This window comes from Candidatus Omnitrophota bacterium (assembly GCA_028715415.1).
Taxonomy (GTDB): Bacteria; Omnitrophota; Gorgyraeia; order Gygaellales; family Profunditerraquicolaceae; genus JAQURX01.
This window is the reverse complement of record JAQURX010000002.1, coordinates 139826-160241: the sequence shown is the minus strand read 5'-3', so window position 1 is coordinate 160241 and position 20416 is coordinate 139826. Positions and strand designations below refer to the sequence as shown.

The 20416-nt window shown below is 38.3% G+C and carries 1 protein-coding gene (only partly in view); it reads right to left on the bottom strand.

Nucleotides 1–20416 carry part of the coding region annotated (gene galE / locus PHO70_01135; GenBank protein ID MDD5431584.1) for a UDP-glucose 4-epimerase GalE on the bottom strand (this coding region is incomplete at its 3' end). The annotated region is longer than the window, extending 35803 nt past the left edge and 68353 nt past the right edge, so 20416 of the 124572 annotated nt are shown.

Sequence of the window (20416 nt, the reverse complement as noted above, 5' to 3'; positions counted from 1 at the left end):
GCCTTTAAATAAAGCTCGCTTTCAAAAGAAACGTGATTTAAGATAGCAGGGAATATCACCTTAATCCCATAACTATGCGCAACATCAAGAAGCCTCTTTAAATCTTCTTTGGTTCCGCAATCGGGATTAACTTCAAAAGGATCAATAATCTCAAAGACGCTTTGCGGAGCATGTTTATTAACGTCCGGAAACATAATGGCGGTAACACCGTGCGCGGCATATTCCGGCAGACTAGGGATAATATCTTCAAACCTACCATTTACAAAACGCAATTTACCATCCTGGCCTATTTCTCTGTGTGCACCATGATCCTTAACAATCAATTCAATCCCTATGGCTTCACGCAACCAATTCACGCATTCTTGCGCAAATACTTCATTTTCATGGTCTTTTGCTTCAGGATAAGCGATTTTTCTTGCTTCGTGAATAAGTGTAACTAGGAGTTCAAAACGTAAGTATTGGTTGCTAAGCAGGTCTTTGTCTATGTAGAAGATATTATTGCGGTATGTAGCCCATATATAGGTAAGGCCGGGGCCTGCACGGATAACAATTGTGTCGCGGATTTGCTCTAAAGCAGCCTTTACATTATTATCTTTATCAGCCACCCGTTCAATAGCTTCGTTAACCGCACCAAGAATATATCCATCTTTCACAACATCTTCATTACACCTGCTCATATCTCCTTCAACCTGCTCTTCATCCGGATGCATCTCAAATTTTGCACGGTGCGGGTCAAATGTATTACGCTCATCATTTAATGCAAATAGCTTCCTTATATTATTCACAATATCATTTATCTCTTGGAGTAAACCAATGTCTTCTACTTTTTCGATTGCGATAATCAATTCAACTAACTCTTGAAAAATTTCCGTTAAGTTTCTTCCGTTCCCTTTACATGCTGTACTTACAAATATAATCATTTCTTTGATATACTGCAATTTTATCCGCCTTACATCTTCAACTAAGGGGTTCGAAGGGCAAAACCCTCTGCCCATACTCGAAAAGGTAATCATGTAATCAAGTGCATCAATAAATAACTGCTCCATATATTGATCATCCGAGGATAAGATTTCTTCAACATATTTAAGATACCTCTCAATTAGGCTTATGAACCTTATAGGGGACAAGAATGTGAATGGCAAAAGACCATTAATTACAGGAGGCAGGTAGAACTCTTTAATATAATCATAAACAGCTTCCTTTCTAATTTTCTTGAGGCCTTCCTGTATTTTTACATTAATATGCACCTCTCCCAATGACCACACAAAAAAAGTAAAGAGCGAATCAATATCTATATAATGAGAATTAAGGAGATTCTGTACAATCTGGCTCTCTTTTGATCCTCGCCTTCGCAAATTAATCCAAATATCATTGAATTCCTCCTGTTTGCGTTCTTGCAATGCTCTTTTGATACGAAGCCCCAAACTAATTTCATCTTCTTTTTTAAAACCTTCTCTTGGCTCATTTGCCCATAATGGCTTAACACACAATAAAGCTATCGCAAGCAAAACGGTTACAAGAATAAAATATCCGGGCCAAGAAGATCCTGGGATTGAAGAATTTAAGCCTTGAGCATTTCCAGTTGAAGTAAGCCCTAACACTAATAACATGATTGAAACAAGCAGGCTCTTCCATTTCTTAGGCAATATATTTACAACTGGCGAAGCAAGTAGTTTCTGCCATATACTTGAATGAGTCATAAATTCTTTTGAGACTTCTTCGCGATCGGCAAAAGCAGCAAGCAATCTTTTACTATCAAATGTTGTCTTATTACTAAAAAACTCGGTAATCGGTTCATTTGGCCGCCAGATCTTTTCTTTGTTTTCTTTTTTGTTTTTAAATTCCGGGTCATCCACAATTAATTCAACACTTCTAAGCTCGCCTTTCTGAGGAACGTCACCTTCTTCCTCTTGGCCTTCCTCATCCTTAACCACCCCTGTTCTCTTAAACTCTAAAGATATCCTTCTTCGGCCATAGATTAAATCATTAATAATCTTAACCCCCACAACCACTATTCCTAATGCTTCACAGGCAACTTGAGGCTTCTCTTCAATAGCCTCGGCTACAACAGTAGGTGTCACAGACTCTTGTTTTTCTTCTTCCCGGACAACGTCATCTGCAGGATGATCTAGCTGTACTTCTTTTAAGAATTCCCCTATCGGGAGAGCATCCTCTTTTATATCAATTTCTATTTTTACTCTTGCATCGCACTTTTTCTCTGCAAAAACCGCATGCAAAGTCAAACAAACCGGTTCAATTAGATCAATCTTACCTTCTTTAAACCTCTCCCATAATGCTTTCGTAATTATGATATGCGGATAACGAAGATGCTCCTTGGCTTTTTCGGGATCCAAATAAACATATCCATAAACTCTAAAATCCCTACCATCATCATAAAGATAAAACTGTGTTCCTAAATCCAAAGCGTGCACGCGCCAGGCTTGCCCGCTTACTTCAGGAACTTTTCCTAAAACAGCTTCTGCCAATTCTCCATTTGTATCCGCAGCATAGATATGCGCGCCATCTTTTTTAACCTTATTTATCAATTCAGATACTGCGTGGGACTGTCCTTTTGTAACCAAAGCTGCAATGGGGCTTGTCCAGAAAATAGCATGAGATAGAACAACATGAAGAATTTCTCTGGCTAATTTCTCTGCCTGCTCAATATCTTCATTTTTAACTTCAATATTCATCTTTTCAAATTCTAATAACGTAGCAAAAAGATTCATTTTATTTACAGCGATAATTGTTTTAATAAACCCTAATGTAAGATGGATATCGTGCCCTTTTACATAACTAAATAAGAACCTGTTGCCGTTATGCCAAATAAATGGTTGATCATCATTAATTACATAAAGATTATTATGCCTGCCTAAAATTCCCTGGACTAGCTCAATTAACTGAGGGCCAAGTTCAGGACAATCTTGATATCTGGTTAATAGTTTTGCTGTAGTTGCGTTTGCGATTTTACTTTCCGCCTGAAGCACAACATCCGGCTTAATTCTTCCACCTTCATAAATCCCTAACCCGCAGGCTTTAGGTATAGTTGAGTAATGATTATCCGGCGAAAATTTTCCATTATTCCCAAATGTGTATACACCCGGTGTAATCGGCAATTTCTGTGCTCTTGCATTTAGTAAGCCTAAATATACTGCTTCGTATTTCTTAGCCATGCGGCTCAATAAGAATCCTTCAATAATCCGTTTTCTTCCGGCTTGCCCCATTTCCTGCATTTTCTTTCTATCTTTTAAGAGGAAGCAAATCGCATCTGCTAATGCAGAAGAATTTTTGTTCGGCACTAAAATCCCCGTTTTACCATCAACAACCAATTCAGGGATCCCGCCTACTTTAGTGGCGACTACAGGTTTTGAGACAATCATTGCCTCCATAATTGCGATACCGAATGCCTCGCTTAAAGAAGGCAGAACAAACAAATCAATAGCTGAAAGAATTTCGGGGATGTCTTCACGGCGCCCCAAAAATTTAACATTTTCTTTTAGCCCCAAACTCTCCACCTGTTGCATTAGGATTTTACGCATATCGCCTTCGCCGACAATAAGGAAAACTGTTTTTGGAAATTTATTAACCACTTCCCTTGCGGCTTGAATCAAATAAGGATAACCCTTAACTTCAAACAAATTAGCAACTGTACCCACTACAATAGCATTAGAATCAATTTGCAATTCATTTCTAACCTTAACTGAACTATCTTTTAGGAATTTATTATGGTCAATACCATGATAAATTGTTGTTACTGCGACTCTGTTAAAATCTTGTTCTCTGCGCCGGCTTTCTTCAATATGTGATATAGCTATGATGAAATGGCTAACGCGGGCGATTATTCTATCCATAAAAGCCAAACTTGCTTTATTCTTGCCTTGTGAGGAATAACGCCACTTGGGAGGCTCAGAATGAGGGGTTGAGACTATTATTTTTATACCGGCTAACCTTGCAGCCACTCCTCCTAAAAATCCCATATGGAAACAATGGGTATGCACAATATCCGGATTTATCTTCTTTAAAACATTGGATAAATAAACTACTCTATATATTCGGTGATATATATAAGAAATCCCCTTAGGTAGTTTTCTTCGTTTTGCCATTTCAGGCAAATAGCGGATTTCTACTCCGTATTCGTTTATAGCTTCATTTATCTCTTCGGGATACTCTGAATTATCAGAGCAGACAAGAAGGATAATTTTGAACAATTGCTTATTCAATCCTGCTACCAGATTCAAAGTATTTCTTTCCGCTCCACCTCGCCCAAGATTACTCATAATATGAACCACGGTTGGCTTTGCGGAATTCGCGCTTGCACTGCCAAAACCATAATGAATCCCCGCAAAACTAAACCCGCCTGCGAGTAATGATGCCAGCAATAATCTCCATAAATGCCCACCAAATGCCCAAGAGTCGGCTTCCGTAGGATGTGAGCTAAGGACAAACAAATCGCATCCGCCTAAATAGAGAAGCGCGAATAACGCAAATACAATTAAACAGCTCGTGCGCAGGAACATTTTTATTAACTTCCCTGCCATCATTGTCGGCCACTCTTTAACAAAATTATTGTAAGCCGCATCCAACTTTTCTTCTATGCTTGCCTTATCTTCCCGCGAAGGATGCACCCAGTTACTGCCGCGTTCAAACGATTTGTCATTATTTCTGATTACAACTTGTACATGGCCGGCTATTTTCTCAGGAGTGCTATTTTCAATTACAAAAATATAAACAGTATTTTCCTCTCCCCCTCTACTCGGCGAGCTTACTTTCTGATACTGCGTATCTTCTACCATCAAATTCTCAGTCCACTCCAAAAGTTGTCCATACACAAGACGCCTGATGGAAAACTTTTCTTTCTCAACCGGCTTATCTGCACTTCGAATAGGCAGAGGTTGTGCAAAATCTTTAGGGCTATTATCTTCTAAATAAACAAGAGGGATTTCGTTTTCTTCGCTTATATCCAGGCCTTTTACTAAATTCTTATCAAGATAAATTCTGCCTTCTTCTGCAACCGCAACAACTTTTACCCAGTCTTTATCCGGCAAAAGATTCCGATTCTCTGAAAAAACTAATGCTCTATCTTGTGTAGTCAGATACAGAAGAAGGATTTTATTTGCTAATTCCGGAGGCAGGCGAATACTATTATGCTCTTCTAATATTACATAGAATTTCCTCTTAGAAACTGTTTCGGACTTAAAGGGGAAACTGTTACTGCTTGGGCTTGCGAAGAATAATGTGCAAATCAATAATATTACCACCACCCACAGCGGTCCGGTTGACCAGAGGGATTCAATTAGCTCTTGGATCTGCAAATGGCTTAGCGGGAATAAAATAATGGGTAATACGGAATAAAATGTTGCGTTCCAGTGATTTCTCCCTGCATCAGAATTAAGCAAAGCTAACCTTTTCGATGTCGCATTCCCCACTGCGGGAACTTGTAACCAAGTCTTTTCGATTGTTTTAGCCAAAGATGGATAATCACATCTACGCCCACAATTATCTAAAACCCGGGCCTCAAATAAAGGCAATATTGGGAGTGTTCTATAAAAATCTTCTGTCAAAGCAAAATAACTTGATTCGTGCATTTCCCTAAGGATATGTGTCAATCTTGTTTTTAGTATGGGCTCTTTTTGAACGAATCTTAAATTTAAAAACACAACCATGCCAACAACTACAAAAAGAGGCTTTGCTTCTACTGGCACCTCTAAATTGCATCTATTCCTACCATCACAAGAAGGCTTCATCCCGGCTATCAAATTATCTTTTACAAAGAATCCTTGAGCTAAATCATCTACTCCCAGAATCCAACGATTGCTTAAACCAACGTCTTTACTTTTTGGATTAAGACCCAGCATCAAAGAAGTAATTGTTGATTTACCACTTGTGCTTTCTCCGAAGATCAATAATCCTCTGGTGGTCTCCCTATCTATTATTAAATTTGCCCATAACTCCATATGATTTAACCTGCTTAATGTGGTGAGCGCTTGCCAACCACTTCTATCACTTCTGTCTCGGGCCTCTTGTATCTTTCTTTCCCAATATAGCCTTTTATCTTTAGCTTGAGCTGGTATATCCCCTGCCGACACATTATACCTATATAAACTTGACGAGCACCTTAAAGCATGGGCTAGACTTAAACTACCACTTACTCTGCCTAATTGGCCATTATTTCCCGGCACTGCAAACATCATCGACACAGCAAAAAGCATGACAAAAACAACCCACAACGTCCCCGTCGCCCAACAGGATTCAACAGTTAAATCCTGTTGAAGGACGTAGGACGCATGATGAGAGACGACCCCGCATCCGCCAAGGCCTAATAAACCTAATAACAATACTACCGGCAAGGTGTGGCACGCCAAAACTAGATCCCCAACAGGAGCATCCTCGCCTACAGGCTCGGGATCTGGAGCTACAGGCTCGGGCTTGCGATCATCGCCATCATCAGATTTAACTGCAGTGACAAAAATACCTTGTGGGAAATTACCAAAAATATATTTTTCTCCAACCTTATCCCAAATAGGCGCAGGAAGTATAGTTTCTGGCAAAGGCCCTCTTAAAGCAAAAGAAGTTAAACTACTCCCCCAAATTGCACGGGAAATAATGTTTTCTTCTGAATCAACACAAATTAGATTTAAGGCTAAAGCTACATTATCTCTTCCAAAAACCTCAATTAATCTTTCAACAACCGGCCCTTGCTTGTTCCTGCTCGGTTTCAAGAAATCTTCGTCCATCGGGAACATCCTTCGGCTGCCGAGTATTAATATATGCTCTGCTTTTCTTGTCTGAGCACTTTGAGCTAAAATATTTGTAAAATTACTTATCCTATCCCCAAAAGGAACTGTAACACTATTAATAGTCTGGAATAAATAATCGGATAAATCAGTATGATAAGTTATATTAGCGCCTCGTCTATTGCGCTGATGCAAATAATCAAAAGCCTTTTTAAGAGAACTTGAAGCTGCACATGCAATTTCATCCCATTGTAAAGATGAAGGAACGTCCAAGCACTTATTATCCCCATTCTGAAGATAGTCATTTAATGACTGATTAACTTTTTCCTCATCAATACCAGAACCGCAATTAAGCGCATAGTAAAAACCATGAAAAACTACCATGGTATTATTAGGGACCTCCCCTAACAACTCCGCGATGCCTCGCATCCTTTTTTCATCAAGAATATAAACCACCTTCCTCTTAAAAAGCTCCCTTAAGAGTTGTTCTTTTGTTACCTGTCGTTGTAAAATATGGCTTTTTAGGGCTGCTAACTCGGTTGTTTTACTAAAATCTGTGGCTGAAATATTCTCGGGAATTCGCGGGGATTCATTTAAAGACAAAAACGCAAAGAAGTTAAGCAAAGCAGAGTTAATTACCGAAAGCTTAAGTTCACCTGCATTCTTTACGCGGGCTGAAATAATAAAATTATGCACTGCATCTGTCACTTCTTTATCTATTATCCAATTTTCAGCTATTTGCTTCTCATCCAAACCACAATCGCCAATTGTCGTAGCCATAAATTGAATCATTTCTTCTTTTAGTATAGTTAAGTTTGTAAGATCTCCTTCTTCAAGATATTTCCTGATCTCATAGACTTTGCGCAAAAAGATTTCAAAATGATATTTTAAAGCTAAAAATGGCAAAATCCTGCTTTTGTCAATATCTCCTCCAATATCATCACGCTTAAAAGTAAAATCTTTTCCATTAAAAAGCTCCTCGTAAGTATGATTAAGAGCGCATGCTTCTAATTCTGCTGTGTCCTTGGCTAAAGCGCCCAAACTCGCCTCAGCCATCATTAATTTAGTTAATGCAAAACCTGTATCGGGCATAAAATACCCAAAAGGCAAATGAAGGCTGCCTTCTGAATCCCTAAAACTAACTATTTCTTCTCCCCCTGCGAGTTCAGGTAAAAGATTATAAATTTTATCGTGTTTATCCCAAGCATAAGTATCTAGGGTTAACTCTGGTTCGAGAAAAGTTTCAGCCTCTGTTGCTACGATATAAGAAGAATGAACTATAACCGTTGCCGGAGCAAAACCTTTCTCCTTTAATGCCTGCATAAGCTCATTATATAGAGCAAGAATGGAATGGCTGCGGGAAACAATGTATTCTCTAAATTTATCGCTTACCCAATCAGCTACGGCTAATCCTTTTTCATTAATAGTCAATACAGGTTTAAGTTTATTTTGGGCAAGCTGTTGCAACTGGCGTGATAACGGCTTTATAACTGACCGCTCATAGTCGTATCCCAATATGACGCCAAATGATTCTTCGTTTGAACGAGCATTGTTCCTCGTTAATGCACCCGAAGATCCTGCAAAGAATAGATATGTAACAAAAGAAAATACCATTAGTGCAACCATCCACAGCGGACCCGTTGACCAGAGAGATTCGATAATGCCTGTTTGCTGCGAACCAATCCCACATCTGAATCCTAAAGAAGATAAAATTAAATACGGGGAAATAATACAGCTATTCCCCCAAAAAGAATTAAAATCCATCGCTGAAAAGAAATCTCCGCCATTACGAAGATTTTCTTCTACTTGAAGTTTTTCTTCTACTCTTTCAAAGGCTTCGACAGCAGGTTCAAAACAAGGAAAAGCATCTATTACAAGCTGAAAAGCATCAAGGGCGACTTCCATATCTTCAAAATGCATAGCCGCAAGCCCACGATTGTAATTATTAAAAGCGTTTATTAAATCAAGGTTCTTTGCCAGTTCATAAAAACAAAAACATTCTTGCCCTCTGGAATAACCACCTGATTGAAAGGGGACTTTCTCAAGGCCATACTTTATAGTAACATTCCCAGAGTTAGTATAAATAGCGGCAGATAAACCGGTAGAATTCGTTAATTGGAAATATGGGCATACTAAATTTAAAAAGCCTATTTTTTCAGAGGAAGATAATTTCTCAGGATTAATTTCACCCTCCCCCAAACTCTTTCTAAACTCCTCAATTTCCTCTTCCGCCATCACAAATTTAGGCTTAAGGATATAACTTCTGGTATCCTTATTGTAGTTATAATATTTACTTAAATTAATTTTCCTTACTACGCCAAAAAGAAGGTCAATTGCTAGGCCTTTTTCTCCATCTTCCAAAAGCACTAAAGCAAATGCATGTTTCATTGTCATGGCTCCATATACTTCCAAGCCGCATGATTTTAAAATTACATACATTAACTGAGAAAGAGGCACGCACCCCAACATAGTCGCTTTTCTACGCATTGCTTCTTCGGAATTACCTTTCTCTACTGAGCCATCTATCTCCTTAAAAATATCAAAACCAACTAAGTCATTTATTAAGTTTAATTGCAGCCAACTTGTATGGGTATTGGATCTAAGAATCTCGACCAAACGCTTAAGCTCAGATTTAAGTTGGCCATCATCTTCACAACTAAGATTAATCCTCGCCTGATTAACTTCTGAAACCAGAGGAGTGATTTTACGAAGAATATCTTTAATGCCTTCTTTCGGATATCTCAAATCTTTAAGTACATTTGCAATCTTCCTGACTTGTAAAAGGCGTCTATTGGATGAGGCACTGCTATTGCTTTGCGCAAAAGATTGCCCGGAAAAAACAAGAATTAGCCCAAGAATAATAAGGCCAACACCGGTTACATTAAGAATATGCGTAAATGGCGAAGTAAATCCTAACTGCGCAAGGCAAAGCCCGAGCATAAGCAATAAAGCCACAACCTTAGAAACCGGTTCTTGAGCTGTTCGGAGACCGGTTCTTGGGCCGTTCGGAGAAGTGTTCCTCCTATCTGTAAGGGGGGCACTTTTAGCTTCAGCTTGAGAAACGGTCCCTTTATCCATTGGAGCGTTATATATTCCATCAAAAATTCTTTTGCTCGCCCACTTATCCTCATATAATTCATCTTCATCATCACCACGTTTTTCTCCAAGAAAAGCGCTTGTATATAATAGATGTAGCCTAGCCAACGCCTCCTCTGCTTGTCCTAAATCACCTTCGCGGGTTTCTTTGGTTAATTCGTTATATCTAATAACATCATAATCAAATATTGTGATAGGATTGCAGTTATGCTCACTAAAAACCGAACCATATTTATTAAACCCGCAGCCATTAAACTTCTTATGCAAAATACGCAAAAATAAGGCATACCTGACAGCAGCAGAAATTACGACTTGCCGCCTGACCGAAGAGAAATCAACAGTCTTGCCTTGCTTGTTCTTGGCATAGATTCTTCCTTTCTTGCGATCAAACTTAACTTTATAACCATAATACTCAAAAACCGGACCGTAAGCTTTCAGAGAATCCATTTCCTGATATCTCCGGTTTACCGGAACACTATAAATATATTCTGTAGGATCCCTTTCTTCTTTGCTGTCTTTAGGGATTCCTATAAAATTAAGGAAGTGCTGCGCCAATATGAGCTTCACAGTTTCCGGTAGGCCAAGTGAATCAGGTTTATTAACCGCATGTTTTAATAATTCTTTGGCTTGTTTTTCGTTAACGCTACCATTCGGCACAACCACAGGAAATGCTTCAAGCCTTGCCATAGCTATCGGTTTTCTATACATATCGATACGAGCGCCATTTCTTTCAGCAAGCAGTAACCCCGGGTCTTCTTCAGCCTTAAGCTGTTGGTAAGCCTTTCTAAATGAAACATCAACATCTATGGTTGCCTCGGACGAAGGAAGCCCACCATATAATATATGCGGGCTCTTGTCATGGCTAAAGTTAAGAATTAATCCGTGCTTTACAATTCTTGCTGATGCACCTGCTCCTTTGTATACGATGTCCACTCCTCGAGAATTATAAAGCAAGGCACGATTATGAACATTGTCATAAGGAATGAAGGGATTTTTAATTGGAAAATAGTACTTCCCTCCTATATCTATTACCCGTCCTGACTTTACTTCTTTTTCAAAATCATCTTTATCAAAAACATTTACATATCTACCGGTAAATTCATCGTATCTGCGATAACATAATTCTGCAGGCGCATAAAATACCTCTGCATTTAACACTGCCAAATCAAGCACAGCTTCGGGAAACTCCAAAAGGCTCTGAACACTATTTATAGGATCATCGCTCTCCCTAAGGTATCTCATAATTAGATCTGCGTAAGCTCTAAGCAATTTGATATCTTTATCTCTCAGTTTCCTGGCTAAAACTGAAAGGCTTAAAACAAAATGTTCCGAACGGCAGATTTTCTTCATAAAATAATTAACAAGAGAAGCCCAGACTTTCAATTGCTCGGCACTCTTAGCCGCATTAACCAATCTCTGAAAAACTAATATGAAGCTACAAGATTCTTGATGAGCAAACATACAATTAAGATAATTTGAATCATTAAAACTTCTCATATAATTCTCCACAAGACTAAAAGCTATCTTTAGCGACTTTAAGTCATTCGCTTCATTTATCAACAAAGAAAGGTATCTATTGATAAATACTTGCCTCGATAACAGCTGTTTTTTATAAAAAGGAAAGTCGTCAACGATCTCGCGAAATTCTCTCTTGTTCTTTTTGCTAGGCTTCATTTCATCAATAAATTTATTACAGGCTCTCTTCCATGCTGTTCTTTCAACCGGATTACTTACTTTAGCACTCAACAGATCATCCAATGTCGGCATCGAGGCTTCTTGTTGCCTCTCTAAAACACTAATTTCCCTATCTGTAGGCAATCCTATCTTTAAAGCTCTGTTAATTACGCTTCCCAAACTCCTCTCCCTAGTGCTAAGTAAATTAGACGAAACCATAAAAGCAAATACGGACAATAATAATCCAATTCCGACTAAATTAACTACATGCGTAAATGGCGAAGTAAACCCTAACTGCGATAAACCAAGGCCAGCAATAATTGAATTAATTTGAATGGTATAGGCTGTATGATGCGGAGATGTACCGCAGCCGCTGAGGAAAAGCAAGCCAAGAGCGCAGACAAACAACAAAGACGGCAATACTAAGCTGCCTATTTTTTGTTTTCTTTCTAAGCTTTTGATCCTTGCTTTAATCGTTGGATGATGCCAAAAGAGCAATAGGCCTAATATTGAATAAATATTCCATTTGATTTTACATTTGGAATAAACCTCAAAGAAATCTCTTGCTCCGTTTGCATCAAAACCGGCATTTTTCATGAAAAGATACCCCAAACTATCCGCCTTGAATTCTTTTTTATACATGGAGTATTTAATTGCTTGACGGAGTATTATACTAAATACCAAAATAGCAAAGAACTCAGAAGAATAGCCGGGAGAAATAACTATAAATATTAAACCAAAAGGAGAAAACAATATAAGCAAGTTGGCAATACGCCACAAGAATGATCTTGCGACATCGAGAAAATATCGCGAAGTGCTATTCAAGTCACATGCTTCGGCCATCTCATGTCCCAGCATAAAAGCAAGCGCGCTATTATTTAAATATCTGGCAAATTCGGGATTCACTTTAAGCCATATTTTTTTGCGTGCTGCCAAAATGCTTGCCATATTTCTCTCTTGTGTAATGACAATGCAAACTTTTTCTTTTAAGGTTTCAGAAAATGATATACCTTCCTTACCTTGAATAACCCGGGGAATCGCATTAACAATTCCATCTAAGACATTAATAATTCTTTCATAAGTATCCGGGTGTTTTCCCTTCCCTGCTGCTTGATCTTCTTTCATGGAACTATCTGCGAATATGTAGAAAAGAATAAATAATACTATGAACCCCGCAACTAATATTCCTACAGCTTCTAATACTGTTTTAGTTAAACCAAAGTTGCTGCTAAAAGCCATAGCCAAAGGAGCGCAGCAGGATAAAACAGAGTTGCTCTTTCCATTTTTTGCATATTTTCCGAGACGATTGGCTACAAAAGGATTGGCAGTAGCTAATTCTAAATAAGAAGCCCTATATTTATCTCCATAATTATGCCCAAAGGCATCTCCTAAAACAAATTGGGCTGCAGAAAAATCAATAAGATGATATCGCTTTGAAACAATATCATAGACAATTGCAAAGTTTTGTCCATTCTGCTTAACCCTGTATGCATAATAGCCGGCTGCAGCAAAATATATAGCTACAAATCCAGCTAACCGGAAACACAAGCCCGGATGCAAAGGCTTAACTGCCTCATATTCGGGCCGAATAAATGCAGTACATAAAAGATCGAATAATTTATCTACTTTTTCTTCAAAAGTCAGCTTAGCATCTGACATAAATTGTGCGTTTTCTGTAATAATTTGAGGGTCAATAGGAGTCTGGCTATAGCAAAGCGAGCTTTCATAGCAAGAACCTCCATATACTTCTTGGAATAGAAGATTCGCAGAGAACTCTGTATTAGAAATAGGGCCATTAACTCCACAAGGACTAGCCAGAGTATCGACTGGAATAGCTATATAAGAATTATTAATGAGCACATTTGAATCTATTGGCTTAGCTTCTTGTTGTCTAGTTCTGGACATTTCCTTAATCTGCTCTAAATCTTTCGGTTTAACATTGCCTACTGCGATAATAACGTCAAACTTTTCTCCTCTTAGTTGCTTAATTTTTCTGCTAATAAGCTTTTCTGTATATTCATGATGGCGTTTATAATCAACAAAAGATCCTGCAAATCTTCCCTGGTATTCTTCTTCCCCTGCTAACATGATTATAGAATCGGAAAAAAGAAATTCTTTTACCTGTTCAAGATTTAATTTAACTGAAATTCCAGTTTCGGTAAGATTAAATTGTGGTAAAACTTCAGGATTGTTTCGGATAAATTCTTTTAAAGCCTTAATAACATTGCCGCCGTCTGTTTCTCCAAAATAAACCAGATTTCGTACCCCACTGAATTCCCTAACATCCGTAAGCACTTCAAGATGAGGTGTCCGCCATGAATCAATTCCAATTACCTGTTGATAAAGCTTGCGTAGAGAAAGATGAAATTTAAATTCATAAACTGTATTGTTTGAAACTGCGTCAAATTCTTTAACAACTCCGGTTTTATCAGAAACTATCCTATTTATCTGTTCTAGTTCTCCTAAAGCTATTTTCTCTAAAGTGCTTCCTCTTTTAATTACTACTTCAAATAAACCGGATATCTCGCCAGCAAGGCCCAATACCTTGCCTGTGCCATCTTCTCCTAAATCTACACCCTCAGCCATACCTCTTAAACCGTTAAACACTGCCTTATGGATTAAATCCGCCTTTGGCCCTTCGTAAGAAAGTAACCCGATGACTTTGAAAACTAACCTTTCAAATGAAAAATCTCTACGCTGGAAATTACCAATCTTAATCAAATCTCCAGCTATGCCATTATGCAGTTTATTAAGGCCTAAGAGATAATCATGATCGGGATAAAGCCCGAATTCCTTAAAAGAAAAAATCAATGAAACCAAATCAGTTATTACTTCATCAAACCGCTGGAAATCTTCCTGGCAGGCTGTTGTATGGGAATGATTGCTTATTTCGGATAGCTCATGGAGCAGAATCTTATTAAGAAGGAATTGGAAATACGAAGAATTCTTAGCTTCTTCAAACGGAGGAGCCCTTGCAGCTAAATTCTTTAGGATTGCGATTTTCCCCGAAACTGTTGTTAAATCCGCAACCTTGCCTGTTTTAGTTCTATCTACCAATACTATTTTATCTTGGAAATCTTCATACAATTCGTCTTCTGCTTTACTAATATACTTTTGAAAATTATCTATTTGCTTCGGTGTAGGAGCTGCGCACTTCCCAAAAAGTATTGCAGGATAATTACTCAAAGAGGTTAGATATTCAGTAACAAACTTTGTAACAGCTGCTCCCTCTCCTGCAGAAGAAATTATTTGGTTATAACTACCACTTCTTACGCTGCCAACAGCAAAAATACCATCTTGAGAGGTCCTATAGCCTTTATCTGCAATAACAGAACCTTTGCCATCTAAATTAACCAATCCTTGTATAAAATCTGTATTCGGCTTAACGCCAATTGCCACAAAAACACCTTCTGCATCAATTGTTTCCTTAAGGCCGGTTTTAATATTCTCAATCACTACTCCGCTTACCTTAATGTCGCCCTTTAACTCTATTACTTTATTGCCATATTTAATAATTATTTCCGGAAGGGCTTGGATACGTTTTATTAATACATTATCTGCGCTAAGATAATCTTTATTCACAATTAGCGTCACCTGAGAAGCTATTTTTGCTAAATGCAAGGCATCTTCTACGCCAGTATTGCCTCCACCTATTACTACTACTTTCTTACCCTTGAAGAAAGGCCCATCGCAAACAGCACAGTAAGAAATCCCTGCTCCTGTAAATTCATTTTCTTTTTCCAATCCTAATTTCTTGTAGCTTGTGCCTGTCGCAATAACTACAGCCTTAGCAGCATATACCAGATTTTCTGTTCTTATCAGTTTTTCTTGATTATGAGCATTAATCACAACGTCTTTTACTTCTTTAATATCAAACTTGACACCCGCTAATTCTGCCTGCTTCCTCATGTTCTCCGCTAATTCAAATCCAATTACATTCAAGAATCCCGGATAATTTTCAATATTTGCGGCAAGGATAAGATTCCCCCCGATAAATGATTTCTCAAGGATTACAACTTTATATCCTTCTCTGGAAAGATATAACCCTGCGGAAAGCCCTGCAGGCCCAGAACCAACAATAATTACATCGCAATTTTCTCGCTTAAGCTTCTCCCATATACAAAAACAATGATTTTCCTTATCATAAGAAACAAAATGCCCCATTGCCTTTTCGCCCTTTTCTTCTCTAGACAAAACAAAACCTTCTTCACTAAATACTTTACTAAATAAACCCAGCTCGCACTGCCCCTCAACACCCGCAAGATAGAATTTTCCGCCATCTTGTAACAATGGAACCAGGCTTCGTATAACTAATTCCATCTTACCGTTATCAAAATCAGTAAGAGCCTTCTTTAAAATGTTGTAGGCATGTATTTCATTAAACCTATACTTTTGAACTTCAATAGGCAGAGCCCTTACATCGCCTTCAATGAATATAAATTGATTTAATTTCCCTGCCTGCACAACAGACTGTTTAGCCAATTCAATCTTGTCTGGATCGATATCCAAGATAACAACTAAATCATTGGGATGAAGATGCTGAAGAGTTAACTTGATAGCAGTAGGCCAAGCGCCTCCAATATCAAGTATTAAATTGGTCTGATTAGAAGGGAAAATCGTTGCTTTATTTTGACTAAAAGATTGAATAAACAAAAGTGCGAAGATACTAAATACAACCAACAATACTGTTAGCTCAACACTTGATAATGAAAATTGCGTAAGACCCGAAAAATCAATAAAACCCAATGGTGCAATAATACAGCTTTGCCTAAGAAGGCTCGTAAATCTGGCTGGACAACCCTCAAGCCTCTGGAAGTTTGATTTAAGAGTTTCCCGGCCACCTCTATCAAGAGTATCGGGATCGATAATCGTTGCCTGGATTGTCTCTTCATCTTCATTTGAAACCACAATGTCAGCTGCTCGAGGATTTCTCAAGAAAACGCCCGTGCCTTCTGCGCCTTTTGTTCTCTCCCAAACATCAAAATAACCTTTTTGAGCAGCCGATAACGCGCTATTCTTTCTTGAATAGCTGGAGGTTAATGCCTTATGTAAAGGCATCCCCGGGATAAACTGCTTTGCCAATAAGAAAACATTATTATAAACAGTGCACCATTCTTTTCCTCCATGTGCGTCCATAACAACACTCTGGCCTCTTGTGTCTACAACTCTGTGTAAAGCGCCAAATTTTGCTATTCCAGATGAACCGGAGAAAGATGCTTCTTCCCAATAATTTACTGCTGTCTGAATTTTCTCTTCATCAAAATCGCCGATACCAAGCTGGGATTCGCGTAAAGTAGAAATTGTAAACGCGGGCATCTCAACTCCACCGTAAAACTTCCAATTCACAAGATAAATTAATTTATTTGCGCCGCGGGCAAAATACCTGATATTTATTGTTGAATAATCGTATTCCTGAGGTGCAATTTCCCTGCCGAAGATATTGCGGAATATACCACTGACAAAATCCATATCAGAATGAAATGCCCTCTGGATTAAAGATAAGTCTTCAAGGACATCCTGACGGAAGAATTCTGCCTGTAATGAATTGAATCTCCTCACGCTTAGTTTTTGTTCATTCACAAGATGCCCAAGGTAAACAACTGCCTTGCGCCTGATCGTCTGAGAGTCTGCGAATTTTAAATCCTCAAGCGCAGCCAATAGGTCTTCATCTATTTTTAAAGCGTTTATCTGCTGCTGATATTCAAATAAAGGTATTTCCTTAGTAGCTAAAGCTTCTTGTCTGCGTAAAGCATCATCTACTTCTGGTAAAACAAAATATTCTTTTAATCTCGGTGGTAAGTTTGTAATACTTTGATTAAATTCTGAATCCTGCAGAATAATTGCAATGGTTCTAAAGTTTAGTCCGGATAATCCGGGAAATGTAGATATTTTCTTATAACCACCATTTTTATCCAGCTCAACGATTATCTTAAAAATATCTAAATCGCCTCTTACCCGCTCAGCATCAGGCCCTTCTACTTGGATTAATATGGTATTCCCGGAATAATCCACGAAAACATTGCCATTTGGAGATCGGTAGGTCCGCGGATTTTGCAAACTTACAATCGTACTCTTCAAAGAAAAAGAATCAATGCTAAAAGTAGATAGCTCAACCTTAAACTCTTCCGGGACTTCATCGATCGGTTCATCTTTAATAGCGGCTGTCTTCTGAAGTAATGCTAACCGCTGTTCTAATGAATGAACCTGTGATTGAAGAGGATATAGCCTTAATGACGGACCTAACCCACCACCTGAGAATCCTGAAGATGATTCTCCTGCCAACTTTCTTTCTGACTCTTTTTCACGAAGCATTTCATTTCTTTTTACATTCTTGATAACTTGCTTTATTTGCTCAAAATCAATTTCATTCAAAACTTTAATACATCGATTTTTGTTTCTATCTTTAACGGAAAGGCATCTTAAGCTATATATTTTATCTTCAACCAGATCAGCCATAAGGCGAGAGAATACTTTTCTGCGCAATTCATCGTCATCGTAAGAAGACATAGGGATAAAATGCTCTATCGCTGTAAATAGGCGGGCAAGGCAATAATCCATGCTCTCTATTGTGCAAGAAACAGCTGACTGAGGATAACCAAAAACCCTTAAGGCTAATATATATTCTGAAAGATAAGCAAATTCGCGCTGGAAGGCAACTCCCCATATCCAACCCATACGGTTGTATGCAATTGCTTCAAACTTACGCTTTAACCACATATTTTCAAGCAAAATCTGGCTGCATCTTATCTGCTGGCCTATTTCCCTTAATCTCTCAGATTGTGATGCTCCGATAATGCATGGAGAAATTAAATCCCTCAACCTGCCAAGTATATGCTCAACAACTACTCTTTGTTCACTTCTGCCTGTAAACTCTGTATTAGCGGAAAGTTCAGCCAAGAATTCTATCTTAGGCATTAATATATTTATCTGGCTAATATCGATGACAGGATTTTTCAGCAACTCTTTTCTAACTTTTTCAATAAATTCTTTTTTAGTTTTCTCGGGCTTGCCGATTATTTTTGGAAGAGCATGCCTATAATAAGCGCATTTTTTAGCTAATGACTCGCTGACAAAATCATTTGTGCCGGATAAAGAAGATGCTTCATGGACTAAATCTTGTAGATTAGGGTTCGGAGCAAGCATTGCGATAATATTTGGGGCAAGATTTAAAGCGCGGACTTTAACTTGATATTTTTTTTCAAACTCATTAATTTCACTTACTAAAGCTGATTCAGGAGGAGCGCGCGCAATAACTGCTCCCTTAAGAATATTGGCGACCTTCTTCTCTTTAAGCATTTTAAGAATACCACAACCCATACTGCGGAATGGGTCATATTTATTAGTTACAGCAAAAGCTGAAATTTCTCCAGCATACCTATTCCTAATTGCCCTTAATTCCTCTCTTGCCTGACGATTCTTTAAAGGTGGAACTGTTCGGGCTGGATCATCTTCCGGCCCGACAACAAAAGAATCTACCTTACTTTTCTTAAAGAAAATATTTATCCTCGTCTCTACAGAAGATTTAATATCCAATTCTATCTCGCCATTTTCTTTTACGGAAAGAACAGTAAAGGTAAGTTTTGCCTCAAGTTCCCTTGTTTCTTCAGAAACTTTTCGGACCAAGAATGTACTAGTTTTAGGAGTATCAGTAAATAGGATTATAGGGTCGTGCTTTTCTATAGGACAATATGACACTCTATCATCATCGATCTTTCCTCTAACCGCGATAACCCCGGGGATAGTATCAATATGAAACTTGCACTTCCAACAAAGCTTTTTCGTAATATTGCTTAAATGCCTCTCTGCAAAACAAACTATAATATTTGAGCCAAGAACCTTTATTTTATAATTAGGTTTTACTATGTGCCCTTTAATACTTAAGACATCTTCTCTCGGCTTCTGTATAAGCGTTAAGGTTATTTCTCCACCGGCTTGCTCCTCTTTTTTAAAACCGAGGTACATTTTTTCACAGAAAGCTTTTAAGAATTCTTCTATAGCTACAGTCATGGTTAACTTAAAACCAATGCTTTTCTTACCTCTCGCCAACGCCTCAGAAACAACTTTTGATAATAATTCTTCTGTTTTTTGAGGATATTTCAAAGAAGCAAAAACCGCTTCGGCATTACCCAGCCAAAGCATCTGGGTATCATTAGGATGATCATAAATATTTGGAGGCACTTTACCGGATAATATATCCTTTCCCAATTGATGAGAGGAATCAAATCTATTCCAGAAGCGAAAAGGAAAGAGCGAGGATTCTAGCCTGCCGGATTTCATGACAATTAAAGTATCTATTATTGTCCAAGGCAAAAATGTCAGCACAATAATGGAATAGAAAACTACTGATAAAGAAGTTACTCCGTTCAACAATAAAGGAATCTGCGTAAAACCAATATGCGCAAGCCAAATGGAAATTGCGGACGTTATAATTACGCTAAGCCCTCGGTTCCCTTTGGTCAGCATCCAGAAAGCTTTATTCCAATCAGCGGACGGTTCTTTCGCGACAAAATTTATAAAAAGATAGCCAAAATTATCAAGGGCAACAATCGCAGCAATAGAAAGAACAAAAGCCCCCTTAACATAGTCTATTATGCCGGATGCGTCAGAAAAAAGCCCTATAGCAGCATAAGTCAGCAATGCCTGAAAAGCGGCATTTCCAAACGGAGCCGCCAGACAACCTATTGCACCAAACAATCCTTCTTCAGATTTCGGAGGATCAAAACGATTACTTCCATAAGTAGCCTTTAATAACTCAAGAGTAATCCTGTCTTTCCCAAGAAGCGAAGAAAAAGGATGTAAAATAATATACGCTATAATGTGCCATGATTCATGTATATATGACCTAAATTTATCTAAAAACCAGAATTTACGCTTGCCATATCCGCGGGTTGGTGTAAACATAGCAGCTGATA